The sequence below is a fragment of the Pseudoalteromonas sp. SG44-8 genome (assembly GCF_014164125.1).
GTDB lineage: Bacteria > Pseudomonadota > Gammaproteobacteria > Enterobacterales > Alteromonadaceae > Pseudoalteromonas > Pseudoalteromonas rhizosphaerae.
Map to the genome: position 1 here is coordinate 77,911 of NZ_JACJEQ010000004.1, position 17,776 is coordinate 95,686.

The 17,776-nt window shown below is 39.6% G+C and carries 15 protein-coding genes; 7 read left to right on the plus strand and 8 right to left on the minus strand.

All coding sequences use genetic code 11. From position 1 onward, the window contains the following. Positions 1 to 59: 59 nt before the first annotated feature. Positions 60 to 440, minus strand: coding sequence for a DUF3192 domain-containing protein (locus tag H5163_RS05040; protein WP_145234895.1), 381 nt, complete (start codon positions 438 to 440; stop codon positions 60 to 62). A gap of 163 nt (positions 441 to 603) precedes the next feature. Next, positions 604 to 1,548 (minus strand): D-2-hydroxyacid dehydrogenase, encoded by a 945-nt coding sequence (locus H5163_RS05045; RefSeq protein ID WP_182734551.1) that lies wholly within the window; start codon positions 1,546 to 1,548, stop codon positions 604 to 606. 101 nt (positions 1,549 to 1,649) lie between these two features. Between H5163_RS05045 and zntR the strand changes: the two genes are divergently transcribed. The 4 genes from zntR to H5163_RS05065 all read left to right on the plus strand — a co-directional run bounded on the left by zntR (position 1,650) and on the right by H5163_RS05065 (position 4,966). Then, positions 1,650 to 2,063, plus strand: a complete 414-nt coding sequence (gene zntR / locus H5163_RS05050) for a Zn(2+)-responsive transcriptional regulator (RefSeq protein WP_145234897.1) — start codon at positions 1,650 to 1,652, stop codon at positions 2,061 to 2,063. Further along, on the plus strand, positions 2,047 to 3,327 hold the full coding sequence (locus tag H5163_RS05055) for an SO_0444 family Cu/Zn efflux transporter (RefSeq protein WP_182734553.1): 1,281 nt from the start codon (positions 2,047 to 2,049) through the stop codon (positions 3,325 to 3,327). Before zntR ends, H5163_RS05055 begins: the two co-directional genes overlap by 17 nt. A gap of 158 nt (positions 3,328 to 3,485) precedes the next feature. Next, on the plus strand, positions 3,486 to 4,619 hold the full coding sequence (locus tag H5163_RS05060; protein ID WP_145234899.1) for a 1-acyl-sn-glycerol-3-phosphate acyltransferase: 1,134 nt from the start codon (positions 3,486 to 3,488) through the stop codon (positions 4,617 to 4,619). 101 nt (positions 4,620 to 4,720) lie between these two features. Further along, entirely contained in the window at positions 4,721 to 4,966 is a 246-nt protein-coding gene (locus H5163_RS05065) for a DUF1289 domain-containing protein (protein WP_145234900.1), read from the plus strand. Here H5163_RS05065 and H5163_RS05070 read toward each other — a convergent pair. Further along, the gene (locus H5163_RS05070) at positions 4,963 to 5,580 is read right to left on the minus strand and encodes a transporter substrate-binding domain-containing protein (protein WP_145234901.1); all 618 of its coding nucleotides are present in this window, start codon (positions 5,578 to 5,580) and stop codon (positions 4,963 to 4,965) included. The two genes, H5163_RS05065 and H5163_RS05070, sit on opposite strands and share 4 nt — an antisense overlap. A 214-nt stretch (positions 5,581 to 5,794) precedes the next feature. On the opposite strand from H5163_RS05070, the gene H5163_RS05075 reads away from it, so the two are divergent. From H5163_RS05075 to H5163_RS05085, 3 genes are read left to right on the plus strand one after another with little or no spacing between them, the layout of a single operon-like run. After that, on the plus strand, positions 5,795 to 5,998 hold the full coding sequence (locus H5163_RS05075) for a DUF3283 family protein (protein WP_064667173.1): 204 nt from the start codon (positions 5,795 to 5,797) through the stop codon (positions 5,996 to 5,998). Then, positions 5,998 to 6,402, plus strand: coding sequence for a GNAT family N-acetyltransferase (locus tag H5163_RS05080; protein WP_182731333.1), 405 nt, complete (start codon positions 5,998 to 6,000; stop codon positions 6,400 to 6,402). The genes H5163_RS05075 and H5163_RS05080 overlap by 1 nt, the downstream gene beginning before the upstream one ends. Positions 6,403 to 6,440: 38 nt before the next feature. After that, entirely contained in the window at positions 6,441 to 10,949 is a 4,509-nt protein-coding gene (locus H5163_RS05085) for an EAL domain-containing protein (RefSeq protein ID WP_145234903.1), read from the plus strand. A 451-nt stretch (positions 10,950 to 11,400) separates the two neighbouring features. Here the strand turns inward: H5163_RS05085 and H5163_RS05090 are convergent, their stop codons facing one another. The 5 genes from H5163_RS05090 to H5163_RS05110 form a co-directional block, all read right to left on the minus strand. After that, on the minus strand, positions 11,401 to 12,360 hold the full coding sequence (locus H5163_RS05090; RefSeq protein ID WP_145234904.1) for an ion transporter: 960 nt from the start codon (positions 12,358 to 12,360) through the stop codon (positions 11,401 to 11,403). A 155-nt stretch (positions 12,361 to 12,515) separates the two neighbouring features. Continuing rightward, entirely contained in the window at positions 12,516 to 13,010 is a 495-nt protein-coding gene (locus tag H5163_RS05095) for an adenylyltransferase/cytidyltransferase family protein (RefSeq protein WP_182734555.1), read from the minus strand. Continuing rightward, entirely contained in the window at positions 13,007 to 14,047 is a 1,041-nt protein-coding gene (locus H5163_RS05100; protein WP_145234906.1) for a M48 family metallopeptidase, read from the minus strand. Before H5163_RS05100 ends, H5163_RS05095 begins: the two co-directional genes overlap by 4 nt. 30 nt (positions 14,048 to 14,077) lie before the next feature. Next, entirely contained in the window at positions 14,078 to 14,791 is a 714-nt protein-coding gene (locus tag H5163_RS05105; RefSeq protein ID WP_404936306.1) for a uroporphyrinogen decarboxylase family protein, read from the minus strand. Positions 14,792 to 15,020: 229 nt separating this feature from the next. Further along, positions 15,021 to 17,675 (minus strand): bifunctional acetate--CoA ligase family protein/GNAT family N-acetyltransferase, encoded by a 2,655-nt coding sequence (locus tag H5163_RS05110; RefSeq protein ID WP_145234910.1) that lies wholly within the window; start codon positions 17,673 to 17,675, stop codon positions 15,021 to 15,023. Between the last annotated feature and the right edge of the window lie 101 nt (positions 17,676 to 17,776).

Sequence of the window (17,776 nt, forward strand, 5' to 3'; positions counted from 1 at the left end):
AGTTATTACAGCAAATAAAGAGTGAATATGCTCCACTCTTTACTGCTTTAGTTTTGTGTCTAAATGGCGCTAAGTGAATTATAAATACTATCACCCACACCAATCAGTTTCTCGTTTTTAAAGACCAGTGGAGTACATTCATCTTTTGTCATTTTTCCGTCAGAGTGAATACTGTGGGTGGCATAAAATAGTACTTGGTATACATCACCGTCTTTTTTTAATAATTCTGTAAAGTCGGGAGTTTTTAATTTATTTAATACATTTTGATAGCTGGTATCTAAAGTGAGCCCTGAGATGCTTTCACGATTAAATTGATGATGTTCTTCCCAGCTTGAACTATTACCAGCCCAGTGTGTTTGTGCTTCACCATCGGATACTGCAATTACACAACCAGTAAGAAGAGGGGCTGCAAGCGCGGCAATTAAAAGTACTTTTTTCATTATTTTATCCTGGATACTAAATATTGATTTTAATTTATCTATTAGCTAGCAAAGAACTAGCCAATATTTTATGTTATTTAAAATCAATGAATTAGATTTTTTTGTAAGGTGGTGCATTATATTTAACCACCTTTTATAGCGTGACTAACTAAAAGTTAGTTGATTAGACCAGTCTATTTAAACTTTCACCTTGGCTAAATGCGCTAATATTTAAGCTGACTTGCTTTACTAAGCGAATGATTGACTCTTCACTGGCCCATGCAATATGTGGAGTCAGTATTAAATTATCACCACGATAAGCGGCCAATGGATTATCCTTCGCAGCTGGTTCTTTACTTAATACGTCAAATCCCGCTCCTGCAATTTGGTTATTGCTCAGTGCGTTGGCTAAATCAGCTTCATTAACGATACCACCGCGCGCGGTGTTAATTAAAATGGCATTGGGTTTCATCATAGCAAGTTCAGCAGCACCAATCAGATCACGACTTTCATCGGTTAAAGGGCAGTGTACACTAATAATATCAGCTGTTTTTATTGCTTGGTAAAATTCTGTTCGGCCCTCTCTAGTTACTTGGTTTTTACGCTCACTGATAACTACATTGGCACCAAAAGCACGTGCAACATCCGCAACAGCTTTACCAAGCGAACCATAACCGATAATTGCCAGAGTTTTACCTCCTATATCATTAAAACGGTAATCAAGGCGGCAGAACATCTCGCTTTGTTGCCATAACCCTTGTTGGCAATCAGCAATGTAGCGGTGAGTATTACCCAGTAAATTTGTGATCAGTGCAAAGGTATGTTGTACAACCGAAGGTGTTGAATACCCGGCCACATTGGTAACGGCAATGCCAAACTCTTTAGCGGCGACTAAATCAACATTGTTAGTGCCAGTTGCGGCTACACATATGAGCTTTAATTCAGGGAGTTTTGCCAGTGTTTCGCGATTAAGTACCACTTTATTGGTGATCAAGACATCAGCGCCTGCACTATGCGCTAATACTTGTGCTGGACTGGTTAGTGAATAACTAGTGAAGTTGCCAAGTTTTTGAAAAGGTTCAAGGGATGTGCCTGCAAGCGTAGCAGTATCGAGAAGAGTAATATTCATGAGCTTTCCTTCATAATAAAAATTTATAAATGCTGGACCTTGGTGTGTACTCTAAGGTTTATACTCAGCATCAGTTGATAATATGTTAATTGGAGACGGTGATGAAAATAGGCGAATTTGCCAGTCAATTAGGTGTCTCTACAGATACCCTAAGGTACTATGAAAAGCATGCTTTGTTAACGCCTTCAGCGCGAACGCAAGCAGGTTATCGAGATTATAGCCAAACCGATCTTAAGCAAATGATGTTTATTTTGCGCGCTAAAAATGTTGGCTTTAGCTTGGCTGAGATCAAAGAACTATTACAAATTAAATTTAAAAAACATCAGCATTCTTGCCATGAAGTTAAAAACTTAACAATACAAAAGCGTGACTTAGTCGCAGAGCGTATTGCTGAATTAACACGTTTTCATCAATCATTATCCGTGTTAGCTGATAAGTGCTGCGGAGGCAAAGAGCCCGCAGATAACTGTTCGATATTAACCACTTTGGAGGACATTGATGGACTTAATCAATAATTTTTGGCAGTTATTTTTATTATCTGCACCTTGGTTAATGCTCGGTTTATTAATAGCTGGGTTATTAAATGTGTACTTACCGGCTGATTTCTTAAATAAACACTTGGGAAAAGAAGGTTTTTGGACGACTGTTAAAGCTGCTTTAATTGGCGCACCAATGCCATTATGTTCGTGCGGTGTAATACCTGCTGCAATTGGTTTAAGACGTGCAGGCGCTTCAAAAAGTGCTACCACTGCGTTTTTAGTATCGACGCCAGAAACAGGGGTTGATTCGGTGTCGGTATCGTATGTGTTACTAGGTCCTTTTATGGCTATAATTCGTCCAATAGCGGCGATTTGCAGTGCTATTGTCGCTGGTGTCTTAGTGGGGCGTGATGCTGAAAAAACGCAAACTACAGATCACACCAGTGAAGTTAATAATGAGCAAAAGCGAGCAACGACAATAAGTTGTTGCTCAACGAAATCAGCAGTGGTCGAAGAGAAGGTTAGTTGCTGTTCAACGAAACCAGCAGCGGTCGAAGAGAAGGTTAGTTGTTGTTCAACGAAACCAGCAGCGGTTGAAGAGAAGATAAGTTGTTGCTCAACGAAATCAGCAGTGGTCGAAGAGAAGGTTAGTTGCTGTTCAACGAAACCAGCAGCGGTTGAAGAGAAGGCAAGTTGTTGCGATACATCAAGTGCAGCACCAGCCAGCCAATGGCAAAAGATGAAACAGGCAGTGAGTTTTAGCTGTAACAAATTGCTATCAGACACTATGAAGTGGTTAATGATTGGTTTGTTCTTTGCAGCCTTAGTGCAAACTTATGTACCAGAATCATTTTTAACCCAATGGGGCAGTGGTATTTTGGCTATGCTGGTGGTGATCGTGATTAGTATTCCCATGTATATTTGTGCGACCGCATCAACGCCGATTGCAGCTGGTTTGTTATTAAGTGGCGTAGCACCTGGCGCTGTTTTAGTCTTTATGTTGGCAGGTCCTGCCACTAATGTCGCGACGCTTGGCGTGGTTGCCAATGAGCTTGGTAAGCGTGCAGTGGTTGCTTATTTAGTTGGTGTAATAGGTGTCGCTTTGATATTTGGTTTTTTAACCGATTATTTAGTGGCTGAATTTGGCTTTGTTGTTACACCATTATTAGGTGATGAACATCAAGTGCTACCACATTGGTTAACCCTTCTCTGTGGTACTATTTTAGCACTGTTAATGGCGCGTTTAGTTCTTAAAGGAGCGTTTAGTAAATACCGCAGCACTGGTAAGAGCATTGCATAATTGAATGTTATTAAAAAGATTTTTAGCTGTTATAAAATATAAACAATGGACCAAATTAATGACTTAGTTCGCATTTTAGGTTGTCTGAGTTATAATCGCCTATAGAATATAAACGGTGCGCACGAGCGCACCGTTTTTTTAACTTTAAAGATGCAGTAATGAGTGAACCAGTGGACAAGTACGCAGATATAAGACCTTACAATGATGATGAAGTAGCCGCTTCGGTTGCACGCTTGATTGATGATAATGCGTTTATTGATGTAGTTGCAAAATATAACTTACCGCGTTTTTTATCAGCTGTACCCTTTTTATCTAGAACATTGGTAAAGTATCAGTTACGTAAAAAGTGGGGCGCTATCAACAGTGTTGAGCAAGTTCAACAAATCGTTGCTAAGTATTTAGCACAGCTGGTAAAACGCACCACAACTGAGGTGACCTTTTCTGGTTTGGATCAACTCGATCCAAAGCAAGCGTATTTGTTTATCTCAAATCATCGCGATATCGTACTTGATCCTGCTTTAATTAATTGGGGCTTATTCAGTCACAAAATGAAGACAGTCCGTATCGCCATCGGTGATAACTTACTGCAAATCCCTTATATCACCGAACTGATGCGTTTAAATAAAAGCTTTATTGTTAAGCGCTCAGTTAAAGCGCCAAAAGAAATGCTTAGAGCACTATCGCAGCTTTCAGCTTATATTTACGATTCGCTTGCTGGTGGTGATTCAATTTGGATTGCACAAAAAGAAGGCCGCGCTAAAGATGGCTTTGATCAAACAGATCCTGCGCTACTTAAAATGTTGCAGCTTAATGGTCGTAAGCAAAAGAAAGAGTTTGCTGAGTATGTACGTGAGCTAAAAATTGTACCAGTATCAATTTCATATCAATATGAACCTTGTGCAACAGCCAAAGCCAGAGAGCTTTATCATAAGCAGCATCATGGTAAATATGTAAAGTCAGCGGGTGAAGATATTGCCAGTATTGTTGAAGGTTTTAGTACCGCCAAAGGGCATGTTCATTTAGCATTTGGGCAACCAATTGAAGACGGGTGTGAATCACCAGAGCAGCTGGCAAAAACCATCGATGAGCAAATTATTGATTCGTTCTTTTTACACCCAGGAAATTATATCGCTGGTGGCTGTAAACAGGCGGTGATTAATAAAGCCGATGCTCAGGCATTTGAGATGCGTATGGCGCGTGTGCCAGATGAATTAAAACCTCTGGTGTTAGCTATGTACGCTAAGCCATTTCATCGTAAGGTTGAGTTTAATAGTAGCGAAAGCGGCCAATAACTAATGTAAAACATCTTCAAAAAAACCGTAATTAAGTTACGGTTTTTTTTCGTTTAAAAAACGGGCTATACTAAAGTTGTGTTTATTGGCCGATGTTTGTTATGCAACAAATTGAAATTTTTGAAATTCCAAGTCCTTGCAAAGGCATTTGCGAGGTAAATAACCGAGGCTATTGCAAAGGCTGCTATCGAAGTCGGGAGGAGCGCTTTGGTTGGAATTCATTTTCAAACGTAGAAAAAAAGCAAGTTATTAGTTTGTGTCAACAGCGTTATAAACGTTACTTGCAAAAGCGCCAAGCACTTATCGCTAAGTCAGCACCATCGGAGCAGGGGGATTTTGGTTTTTAATCAAGATTATGTTTAGCCCTGAGTAAACGAACTGTGCCATTTTCATTGAGTTTATGCAGTTCTTTTTCAAGCTTAGGAATTAATGCGCTATGGCGTGAATGCAAAAAGTGATAGCTTTTTATTGGTGCCAGTATTTCAGTTTGAAATTGCTTAACATTAAACTGAGGGTGTTTAGTAGACAATAAAAAGTCGAGTAAAATCACACCTTGTACTTTACCTTGAGTGAGTAAATTAAGTTGAGCAGTGACGCTTTTCACCTTAATAATGTCACCAATAAAAGGGTGTTCGTTAAGGTAACTCTGCGCTGCAGGATAACCAACTTGAATGGCGATATTGTCTAGCTGCTCAAATGTACATTGTTGGCAGTTTTTTAATAGCACAAGGTTAAACTCAAATAGCGCAAAGTTAACCGGATGCAAGTTTTGATATTGTTGACTGATACTGGCCACTCGCCCTAATTGGCCATCAAGCGTGCCATTGTTCGCTGCAGATAAAGCGCTTTGGTGATTAAAGTCAATAATATGTACATCATAGCCAAGTTCCTTATATGCAAGGGTCATCAGCTCAATCACATAGCGAGCCTGTGGGGTATCGGCTGGGCGATTAAACAGCATATGTTGCGTGTTCGCTATAGTGCTCAGTGGCGTTAGTGAATAACAGAGCAATATGAGATAAAAAAAGCACTTAATCACAGCGTTTCCATATTAGGACTAAAAACGCCACCAATCTACGTTTAAAAGCTAAAAAGCGCAAGTTTAGCCGTGACTCTTTTAGGCAAATGTTTGTTATACTCTGGGCATTAATATGATTAGTAATAACTGGTAATTTATGTCGTTTAACTTATGCTTACTACCTCGTGAACAAAAATATCAAATTCAATTGGATTACGAGGCATCGTTTTGGGCTTATCAAATAAAGCGTGGTAAGAGTACTCGTGAGCAAATATACAATACAATTCATAGTCGGCCAGTGGCAGAGCAGATGTTTTTGAAGCAGCAATTTGAACAATATTTAGCGACGATGCAAAGTTAATGACGGCATTGCGTTTTGAATGCCTAGAGCCAATTAAAACCCCTTTAGTGAATAAGTTTTACGATCAATATAAAGCCCGAGGTCGGGCAACCAGACAAGATCAAGTGTGGGTTGTTTATAATGACTTAGTTATTGTCGCGGCATGCAGAATTCAAAATCGCAGTGATTATTTGTTTTTGTCTACCTTGCTGGTTGCACCTGCTTGGCGCGGTCAAGGAATTGCAAAAAAACTACTAATTCATACCTTGTCTAATCAAAATTCACTCGTTTATACATTTGCTTATAACTATTTAGCTGATTTTTATCAATCAATTGGCTTTAACTTTGTGTTAACATTGCCACCACCTTTAGATACACTCTTTACTGTCTATCAGCAACGAAATATCGTAGCTATGCAGTGCTAGTAAAAATAATTTGTTAAAACAACCACGTGGAAATTTAGATGGGTCAATGGTTTAAGGCTAGTGTGTTCTTTTTGTTAGCCGCCTTTGTTGTTGCTAGCCAAGCTACTATGGCGCAGGTAAAACGCTTATCGCCAAGTGAAGGTTTATCACAAAGCTATGTCAATACCATGTTGATAGATAAAAGCGGCTATCTTTGGTTGGCGACTGAAGGAGGCTTAAATCGTTACGATGGCTATCAGGTAGTACATATTGCAGGGCCAAACGGGGAATTAGATGAAGCAATTATTGACCTTATATATCAAGACCCGGATGGTTATATTTGGATTGCATCGTTAGTTGCAGGGCTGTTTCGCTATGATCCAAGTACCGATAGTTATCAACAATTTTTATCAAAACCCACCAGTGAAGAACAAGTCTTAAGTCAGTCTGTATTTAGTATGGTTGCCACCGATAATAAGTCATTATGGATTGGCCGTGGTTGGGACTTTGCTCGCCTTGATTTAGCGACGGGCCAAATTGAGACTATTTTTGAATTACCAGAGCGCACTCGTAATACCGTGATCCGCGATTTATTACATTACAAAGGTTATATCTTCATTGCCGCCAGTACTGGCGCATATGTCTATCATATAGCAACTGGGCAATACCGAAAATTAGAGCATTTAAGCACCGAGCCAGACCATGTGTATCAAAATTATATAAAGTCGTTTGCAATAGGCGAAAATGAGCAACTGTTAGTGGGGGCCGTACGTGGTTTATATCAAGTTGATATTAGTGATTTACCGAGTATGTTTGAGCGCCCAGATGTGCCTTTTAAAAATAAAACCATATTGAACGATCTTAATATTTGGAAAATAATAAATGACCATGGGGTGCTTGATTTAGGCACCGATAAAGGTTTATTTAGTCTCGATTTGAATAGCGGTGAGCTGACTAAAAATAATAGAGTAAAAGAAAGTAAATACTCACTGGCAGATCCAAGTGTTATCGATATTGTCAAAGATAGTAACGGCGCTATGTGGACAGCTACTAAAAGTGATGGGGCATTTTATTTACCTTATGATAATTATCATTTTGAAAATGTTAATGCCAGCATGCTCTCCGGTGATGGTTTATCGCACCCTTCTATTTGGGGCATAACCGAGTATGAAGATAAACTCTGGCTAGCAACTCATAATGGTTTAACTGCGGTTGATTTAAAAACTAATCAAGGGCAAGTGTTTTTAAAAGATTATCAAGCTGATTTGTTTACCACTGAATTTAATATCTACGCTATTTCTCCTTATAAAGATAAATTGTGGCTGCGTACTAATCGCGGGATTTTTAGTTTTGATCCGCATAGCTATGAAATTTTTCCTGCAACAACAGCCGACCCAAGCCAGCAACACCTGATCACAGGGTGGATACATGGCTCAGTATTGATGCCAAATGGTGAATTATTTTATGTTCATTCTGATCATGGCATGTTTGTTTATAATATCGACAGCCAAAAGATCACTCCTTTAGGTGGTGAATTTGAAAAGTTTGAACCGTTTTTAGCTTATGGTTTCTTACCGCCTTTATCTACCAAACCTGACTCCCCGTTATTTTATAATGCAGGGGTGCTTTATCAGGTTGATCCAAACTCATTTGCTTTAACAAAAATCTATACCGTGCCACAGCAACACGAAAATGTAGCCGTTAATGTAATGTCTTATATTGTTGATAATAATAATGTGCTGTGGATCACGTTATCGAATTTTGGCTTAATTGGTCTTGATGCATCGAATTACAAGCTGTTGTATACCATAGATTTAGATAAAAATAAGCTCGGCACCTTATTGTACGATATGGTGTTAGATGATGCTGGAATGATCTGGATGAGTAGTCATAAAGGGATCTGGCGATTAAATCCAGAAAACAAACATTTTCAGCAATTTACGACATCAGAAGGACTGGTCTCTACCGAGTTTAATAGTGGTGCATTTACGCGTTTAAAAACCGGCCAAATAGTCTATGGTACGTTAAAGGGATTTAGCTATTTTTACCCAAATGATAATCAACCTAGGCATGGTTTAATTGATCATGTAAATATAACCAGCATTGATTTGATGTCTCGTGAATTATCTACGGATCTTAAGCAACCAATAAAAACAATCACCTTAGAGCACGACGATATAGGTCTTGAAGTGGCTTTTTCGGCAATGGCATTTAACTACCAAGAACGTATTATTTATGAGTATCAACTCTCTGATGGGCAAAAGTCTTATACCCGTAATAATAACCGAGTGCTATTTCCAAAACTTAACCCCGGCAAATACCAACTAAAAATTTGGGCTAAAGATCCGCTTACTGGCGACTACACACAACCGGCAGTATTGGACATTGTGGTAAAATACCCGCTATGGCGCGCGCCTCAGTTTATAGTGCTTTACGCACTGGTGTTTTTTGGATTAGTTGCGGCTTGGATTATGCGTCGTAATCGAATTCAGCAATTATTATTAGCAGCCCATAGAGAAAGCCAAGAAAGTGAAGCGCGCTTAAAGTTAGCATTAGAGGGCAGTCGTTCAGGGGTTTGGGATTGGCAATCTTCAAGTCCAATCATTTATCAACCACGACTTAAAAATGAGCTGGGTTATGATGTTGAATCGGTTAATTTGGATGATTATTTAGCAAAAATACATCCTAAAGATAAACAACATTTTCGTATCGAATGGTTAGAATTTTTATCCACCGAGAAAGGCTATTTTAACTGCACCTATCGTTTACGCCATAAATTAGGCTATTGGCGCTGGTATAAAGACTTTGGCAAAGTGGTTGCTTGGCAAGGAAGTACACCCGAGAAAGTGGCCGGCACTTATACTAATATGACTCGTGAATTAGTGTTTGAAGAACATGCCCGTTTATTTGGCGCAGCATTTGAGCAAACCCGCGATTGGGTCTTTATTCTGGATAAAAGTTTACGTATTTTAGCTACCAACAAAGCACTGCAGAGCGCATTTAACTTTCCTGTTGATTATCGTTCTAGCTGCTCATTACACTTAGGGTTAAGTCGTGTTGTAAGGGTTAACTATTTACGTGTAATGAAGGAATTGCAAGCTGGTGAACATTTTTCTGCAGAAGATACCGTTTACTTAGCTAATGGTGAATCTCGCCATGTATTAATTAAAGTCAGTGCTGTGGCAGATACTGAACAACGCTTAGAAAGCTATGTGGTCATCCTCACTGATATTAATGCGCAAAAGTTAGCTGAAAATGAATTGTTTTTATTAGCAAATTACGACAGTTTAACGGGGTTACCAAATCGTACTTTATTTAATGACCGAGTTGAACACGCACTTGAACAGGCAAAAGGCCAAAATTCAAAAGTAGCGTTACTCAATATTAATATCAAACGTTTTAAGTATTTTAATGACTCGCTAGGGCATGAAGCTGCCGATGAGATAATAAAGGCGGTGGCACTGCGGATCAAATCGCGTGTACAGGCCAAAGATAGTGTAGCCCGTTTTAGCGGTGATGAATTTATGTTGTTAGTCGAGGGCATTCAACAAATCGAAGAGGTTGTTTTACTGTGCGTTAAGTTGATGGCCAGCTTGAATGACAACATCATTATTAACAACCAAGCGATTAGTGTCAGTTTAAGTATTGGCGTGGCGATTTCGCCTGATGATGCACTCAGTGCTAAAAGTTTAATTAAAGCGGCTGATATTGCACTGTATCATTCGAAAAAGAGCTTGGAAGGTTGCTATCAATTTTATAAACAAGAAATGAATCAGCATGTACAACGCTCTCTGCATTTAGAATCACAATTAACTCAAGCCTACCAAAATCATGCGTTTTGTAATCATTACCAAGTGATTGTTAATGCTAAAACTCATCAGGCCGAAGGGCTGGAAGTATTGCTGCGTTGGCCAGAAAATAACAGCTATGAAACGCAAGAGTTTGCGCTTGCTGCTGAGAGTATCGGTTTGATCACAAAAATTATGTTGCAAACCTTAGCTAGAGCGTTGATTGAACTTAAACAGTGGCAGTTACAAAAGCCTGACTTGTATGTATCTATTAACCTGTCTGCACTGGATTTTGAGTATAAAAATTTAGTTGATGAAATTCGCAGTGCGCTAATTAATGCTGATGTATCAGCCAGCTCTGTGGTGTTTGAAATTACAGAATCAGTGCTGATGCATGATTCACCGCAAGCGTTAAATAGCATGTCAAAGTTGAAGCAACTAGGTTGTCGCTTATATATGGATGACTTTGGTACAGGTTATGCTTCACTCACTTATTTAAAGCGCTTTCCGATCGATGTACTGAAAATTGATCGCAGTTTTGTAACTGATATTGGTATAGATAGTGACGATGAAGCGATTATTCAGTCAACGCTTGCATTGGCGAAAAGCTTAGGTAAAGAATGCGTCGCAGAAGGCGTTGAAACTAAGCAGCAGCTTACCTTTTTGCGCAACTTAGGCTGTAATTTATTTCAGGGCTATTTATTCAGTAAACCAATCCCAGGTGATGATGTAAGCGCATTATTAAATAAAGACTGGCAGTCGTTGTTGAATGAAGACTAATGCTAGCTAGAGTTTTATTAAATGGTGAAAATATCAGTGCCGAGTTTATAAATGGTTACTTTTTTGAATTTTTAAGCTTAACTTGTTTTAGCAAAAAAATAACTATTATGAATCAAGGAAGTTATGAAGCCTGAGAAGCCTACTATTATGGATATGTCCGAATTTAAGCCATCAGCGAGATGTCCTAATTGTAATTTGATTATGTACTTAGGAAACAGGTGCCCGCATTGTGATTATTTGCTCAGTCATACGGAGCAAAAAACTCAAAGAGAATTTTGGCTTAAAGTTCGAAATACTGGCTATATAAAAGGTATGGTCTTCTTTGCTTTCTTCTTTTTTATAGCTTGGGTTTTATTTGCTGAGTCATAACGTTTTTGAGACTCAACACTACAATTAAACCAATCGCGGTGTTGATGCCCTAAACAGTTGAAATTTTAACTAGAAGCTATATCTAGTCTTGGCGTTCACCGCAGTGACGACAATAAAGGTTTTTAGTGCGTGCACTAAGTTGAGACTTAATTGCTTTGTTTGCTTCTTGCTTACTTAAACCAAGCTTACAGCGCAAATTCTCTAGATGCTCCAGTTGCGCATCATCTAGTTTGCCATCTAGCTCGCCATCATGCAGACATTCATGCACCGCATCACTAAACATGATCCTACGCTTACGTAGCTGTTCAGAGAAACTCGAAGCTAATAAGCCGGTGGGTATTGCTACCATTCCCATACTCAGTAACGTGATCACGCCGCCAAAAAAACGCCCTAGCGGTGTTACTGGCACAACGTCACCATAACCTACAGTGGTCAGCGTTGCCATTGCCCACCACATTGCCGCAGGAATGGAGCCAAATTTATCCGGTTGTATATCGTGTTCAATTAAATAAATTCCGCAGGAAGCTAAAATTAGCACCACTGCCATTATAAAGAATGCGGCCAAAAGCGAACTGCTTTCATCACGAAATGATTGTAAAAGTAGCTGCATTGCTCGTGAGTAACGAGTGAGCTTAAAAACACGTAGGAGTCTGAGCACTCTTAAAAAACGTAAATCAAAGGTGATAAACATCATTAAGAGCGTGGGCAGGATTGCCATGAGATCAATTAAGGCTAAAGGAGAGAGTAAATATTTTAAACGGCGTTGAAAATTACCACAGTCTAGACTTTTGTACTCGGCACGTTCTACGCATGACCAAAGGCGAAGTAAATACTCGATGGCAAAAATACTAACCGAGACAAGCTCAAGTATTAAAAATTCATACTTATATTGCTGAGCCAAACTGACCACGGATTCAAGCACAATTGCAATCACATTAATCATTATCAGCGATATTAGAAATATATCGATGTAATGACCAGTCTTACGGTACTCCCCATTACCTTCAAAAAATAGCGCTGTGCGTTTACGTAAATTATTCAAATTAAATCCGTGTTCTTTTAAAAATAATACTGGTTTAGAGTTTAGCTTATAGCGACTATTCAAAGGCTATAAATATGGTTATGTCAGATTGTACATTGTCGTATTGAGTGTGCATATAAGCGGTAAAAACTTGTAATGTAGAATTAAAACGTGCATTACAAACTATCGGAATAAGATGTGATTATTTTTTTCTTAATACCCGAGCTCGAAATATTAGGTGTTTGTGGTGCAAACATGACATCAATATCGTACGCTTGTAATGCATCAGCGGCTTCATTCCAGCGCTCACTATTTTGCCATTGCCCGCCAACAACCACCTTATTTACTCCCCATGCTTGTATCCATTTACAAGTGCTCTGAGTCTTTACTATTGGACTTGGCACTAAGGCAACGTGATCCACGATCGCCAGTGCGCTTATAATCGCCATTCTTTCATGCTGATTAATGATCGGAAACGTATTTTTATTTTCAAAGCATAAGTCATCTGACGCAACCGCAACAAACAGTTCGCTTCCTTGTGCTTTAGCAAATTTTAAATAATTTAAATGACCAATATGAAATAAGTCAAATACACCAAGAGCCAAACAGCGCGTATTATGACTGCTTTTATTATCTGAATTTAAGCTATGTATTTGTGAGTTTAGAGTCATGTAGGCATACTTTCGGCTTTATCGGTTAATTTTTTTATTAATTCGTCGTTATTATCAAAAAAAGTAAGTTGGTTTAATATGTGTTTTAATTTCCCCCATTCACTCATTAAGCATAACTTATAAAGCCTTGAATACACAAAGCACTGTGTTAATAACGAGAATGAGCGAATATTTTTTGCGCATAAAATAGTATCAAAAAGAGGGTCGGGTGTTTGCCAATCTCCATAAAGCGCACTTAATATCAGTTCAGGTTGTGCTAGATGCCATACGTTGCCAAAGGGAGTTGTTTTTTCTACTAAATTTAAGGTTGGATATTGTGTAATTCTATTCCACTCAAAGGGAATATCACTCATCCAAAGCCCACAAATAGTTTGTTGGTTGGCGGTATCAACACCAAAGCCACAAATGTCCAAGGTCACTCCATCTGGGTGAGCAAAGCATCGTGGGTTAATTAAGTCATAAGAGCGCATATGTTCATGCCAGCCTTGGCTTTTTAAAAGTGTAATAGCCTGCTCCATTTGCCCCCAATCAACTCCAATATCAATATCTTTATCAAAAGGGAGAATTGCACCTTCGCGTATGATGCCCAATAAGCTACCTGCTGTGGCAAAGGATTTAATGTTTTCTTGGCGTAAAAGGGCAAGGGTTTTCCATAGCAAGGCCTCATGTATTTTGGTATCGAATTCAACTTTTGGTTGTTGTTTGTAGCTATGGATGGGTGGAGTGTCTAAAAACATCTCTAATGCATGGCGATATTGTGCAACCGCTAAGGGAAGCTCACGTGCTTGTTGGTAGCACATACCTAAGGTATAACTAAGCTCACTTGAAGCTGGGTGTGCTGCCATGCAAGCTATTAATGGCGCTATGTGATTTTTTGCTGTGCCCTCTATCAGTGCTATTTCGGTCAAATAACGATGTGCAATCAAAGATGAGTGGTCTTTGCTCAGTACATATTTAAATTTTGCCTGCGCTAATTGGTATTGGTTTTTTTGGTATAACTCAATGCCTTTTATTAACTCTGTATGTATTATGCTCAATTGATTATTTTCCGTAGATATAAATAAAAATCACAGTTCTTTCACAATAGAACATGTTATTAATAATGTATTGTTTTTAATGCTTACAGGTAGAGTGCAGCTTGGGGCAATAATGACTCTATTAAGGTCTAAGTTGCGGCGGCAGTATAATAAAAATTGTTCAATTTCTTCCGTTTTAAGTGGGCGCGGTAATAATAATTTATCCAATAGCCCTACAAATGTAATATCAGGGAAGCTAGTGAGCAAAGCTTTTATAGATACCACATCGTGACAGTCATCAATTGATAGTAAAGAGAACCTGTTACTATCTAGGTAATCAAAATAAATGGAAGAACTGCAATGATAGTGAAGAAGGTGGTTCTGATGTGTTAACTGCGCTATGCATTGTTCATCATAAGGCGCTACAAGTGTTTTAAATTGCTGATAACTGCAAAATGCACCACAAGCATGAAAGCTGCAGTAGTAAATTCTAACATTTTTAATTAATAGTAAAGCTTCAATATATTGTGCTGTTATATCACTTAATAAAGATAACATCTTTTTGTAAGGTGCGCGCTCTAACTCGGCTGCAGTTAATGTACCCGCAAGCATTGAATTTAAATGATAAAGCGGAGAGTAAACCGTTGCAAAACACAGTTTATTCTCATTGCTAAAGTGCTCGCTAACACGTTTATGTGCTTCAATATTTATGAGTAGTTGCGGACAATCGTTTAATTCTTTAGGGCTTTTTTTATCATCTAACAAAGCTGATAAACTATGGGGGTAGCTGTTTTTTTCAACTGTTCCTAATGGGTTATGTTTGAAGTGCCGTTTAATGCCAAATGCGCTACATACACTATTACTATTACAGCTCAGTTTTATAAAGCAATGATCATGAATATCTTGGTATCTAATAACTGACTTTGCTAGTAAGTCAGCATTTAAGTCGATATTAGGCCAGTGTTTCCAGCTCGTTACTTTCAACTATAGTCCCTTATAACTTCAGTACCATGTTTATACTGCCTTCTTCAAAGTCGCGGCTGATCTTAAAGCCTAGTTTTCGGGCTAATTCAATCATTCCGGTATTTTCCGGCAGGGTGATACCCTCAATAAATTGTACGCCTTGGCTTTGACAATACTCAATAGCGGCGCGCATTAATAAGCCACCTAAGCCAAGGCCTTGGCAGTTTGAGCGTACTACTATAGCAAATTCGGCATGCACTTTATCTGGGTCCATTAACACCCGAGAGACGCCAAGCGTGGCGTTGTCTTGAGTGATAATAAACGCCATTTCACGATCGTAGTCAATTTGCGTCATTTTAGCGAGTTGATCGTGGTTAAATTGCGGCAGCTCACCAAAAAAGCGCTTGTAGCGATCTTCTTTGCTGAGAGATTGATCAAACTCTTGGTGCGCCTGTTCATCTTCTGGCTTTATTGGTCTGAGTGTCGCAAGGGTATTATTTTTAAGCGTCACTTGTTTAACCAGCTCAATTGGGTAAGGGCGAATAGATAAGCGTTTACGATGTGATTGTACTTGGTAGTGACTCAGGGTCATGGTGGCATCAAGCACCAAAAACTGGCCATTACTGGCTAAAATAGGATTTAACTCAAGCGAAGTTATATCGGGTTGATCAATTACCAGTTGTGAAATTCGCGTAAGCAATGCACACAGGCGATACTTATCAACTTTCTCAGGCAAAATGCGATCTTTAAGCACGCCTTTATCATGCGCCGCAGCAATTAAATATTTTGCTAAGTTCATATTCAAAGGTGGTAAAGCAACCGCTGCTTGAGCAAACTCTAGACCTGTGCCGGCTTCTCCTAGAAGTATTACAGGACCAAAATTAGACTCAGTTTTTACGGCAATGCGTAGTTCATTGGCCCCCGCTCTGGGAGCCATTTTTTGTAGCGAAAAACCTTCAATAATCGCATCAGGGTAGGTGTTTCTTATTCTTAATAACATTGCAAAAGCGGTTTGCTCAACTTCTTGTGCGTCATTGAGATTAAGTACTACACCACCGACTTCTGATTTAGATGGAATGCTAGGGCTGATCAGTTTCAGTGCCACAGGAAAGCCTAGCTCTATGGCTTGCTCTTTTGCTTCTGTCGGCGTGTATGCGACCTCGGTTTGAATACATTCAACGCCATAGTGAGCGAGTATTTGGCTGGCTTGATGGGTGGATAGATAGCTTTGCTGCTCTGCTAAAAACTCATTCACGAGCGCTTTTGCTGCGTGTTTATTGATTTTAGCGTCATCTGTGTTTGACTCTGGAGTTTGGGTTAAATGTTTTTGATTACGGCGATAACTTACTAAGTGCATAAAGGCACGAACTGCGCCCTCTGGGGTGCGATAAGTAGGAATGCCGTAGTTGCTACATACACGACGGGCGGCATAGGCGGCATCTTCGCCCATAAAATTTGTGATCACATAAGGACGCGCCATTTTCGGTAGTTTATTCAACGTTTCAGCGATAATTAATGCATAGTCTTCACTTGGCGCAAGGGCCGATGGCGTGTGAATGATCAGTAGATTTTTTACTTCCTTAGCATGCAATAAAATTTCCAGTGCTTGTTGGTAGCGTGCCGGAACTGAGTCACCAAAAATGTCCACCGGATTAGAGGTCATATCCGATTGTGGGATCACTTTATTGAGCGCCGCACGGGTTTCTTCACTTAATTGTGTCAGCTTACCAGAACTTTGTAATAAGCTATCAACGGCCATTACGCCGGGGCCGCCGCCATTGGTTAAAATGGTGAGTTGTTCCACCTTTAATAATTTAGGATGCATGGCCAGTGTTTGTGTAGCAGCAAACAGTTCAGTTAAATCATTTACCCGTAACATACCCGCGCGTTGGAAGAGGGCGTCATACACCGCATCTGAACTTTGCTTGCCGCCAGTGTGAATTTCGGCAGCAAGTGCTCCAGCCGCTGTTTTACCGGTTTTAATGGCGATCACCGGTTTACTAAACGCAGCGGCACGAGCAGCTGAAATAAAGCTGCGGATATTCTCAATGTTATCGATGTACAGCAAAATAGCCTTCGTTTTTGCATCGCGACCTAAAAAGTCGAGTAGTTCAGCAAAGTCGATATCTAAACAATCTCCCACAGAGACAAAGTATGAAAAGCCAATTTCTTTATGTTTTGCCCAATCTAAAATAGTGGAGCACACAGCTGCGGACTGTGAAATAAACGCTAATTTACCAGGGCTTGCGATAGTGTGAGAAAAACTCGCATTGAGGCCAATATGAGGGATCAACAAACCCAAACAATTAGGGCCAAGTAACGATACTTTGGCTTGTTTAGCGGCTTCTTGCAGTGCTGTTTTTTGTTCATGATTGAGTCCGGCTGCGATCACAATCGCATTTTTACAGCCAAACTCTCCAAGCTCTGTAATGATATTAAGTAGAGTGTGTTTGTTCGTACAAATAACTGCAAGGTCCGGTATTTTCGGTAGCGCCGCAATAGACGGGTAGGCCAACACGCCATGTACGGCGCTATTAGTCGGGCTTACTGGCATGATAGGGCCGTTAAATCCACCTTGTAATAAGTTGCGCATTACTACAAATCCTGCTCGGGAAACGTTATTCGATGCACCAATCACGGCAACCGAAGTCGGATTGAAAAACTGACTAATGCGTTTTACACTCATGGTCTTTCCTTGCGGGTTATTTGTTTTTTAGCACGACGATGCAATAGAATCTTTTTGCTAACGACGCTCGCATCTTGAGGTGGTTTGGGTATATGCTCAAT

Bases quoted from the DNA above. Each gene is read 5' to 3' on its own strand.
- H5163_RS05040 (WP_145234895.1), bottom strand. From the start codon at position 440: ATGAAAAAAGTACTTTTAATTGCCGCGCTTGCAGCCCCTCTTCTTACT.
- H5163_RS05045 (WP_182734551.1), bottom strand. From the start codon at position 1,548: ATGAATATTACTCTTCTCGATACTGCTACGCTTGCAGGCACATCCCTT.
- zntR (WP_145234897.1), top strand. From the start codon at position 1,650: ATGAAAATAGGCGAATTTGCCAGTCAATTAGGTGTCTCTACAGATACC.
- H5163_RS05055 (WP_182734553.1), top strand. From the start codon at position 2,047: ATGGACTTAATCAATAATTTTTGGCAGTTATTTTTATTATCTGCACCT.
- H5163_RS05060 (WP_145234899.1), top strand. From the start codon at position 3,486: ATGAGTGAACCAGTGGACAAGTACGCAGATATAAGACCTTACAATGAT.
- H5163_RS05065 (WP_145234900.1), top strand. From the start codon at position 4,721: ATGCAACAAATTGAAATTTTTGAAATTCCAAGTCCTTGCAAAGGCATT.
- H5163_RS05070 (WP_145234901.1), bottom strand. From the start codon at position 5,580: ATGCTGTTTAATCGCCCAGCCGATACCCCACAGGCTCGCTATGTGATT.
- H5163_RS05075 (WP_064667173.1), top strand. From the start codon at position 5,795: ATGTCGTTTAACTTATGCTTACTACCTCGTGAACAAAAATATCAAATT.
- H5163_RS05080 (WP_182731333.1), top strand. From the start codon at position 5,998: ATGACGGCATTGCGTTTTGAATGCCTAGAGCCAATTAAAACCCCTTTA.
- H5163_RS05085 (WP_145234903.1), top strand. From the start codon at position 6,441: ATGGGTCAATGGTTTAAGGCTAGTGTGTTCTTTTTGTTAGCCGCCTTT.
- H5163_RS05095 (WP_182734555.1), bottom strand. From the start codon at position 13,010: ATGACTCTAAACTCACAAATACATAGCTTAAATTCAGATAATAAAAGC.
- H5163_RS05110 (WP_145234910.1), bottom strand. From the start codon at position 17,675: ATGAGTGTAAAACGCATTAGTCAGTTTTTCAATCCGACTTCGGTTGCC.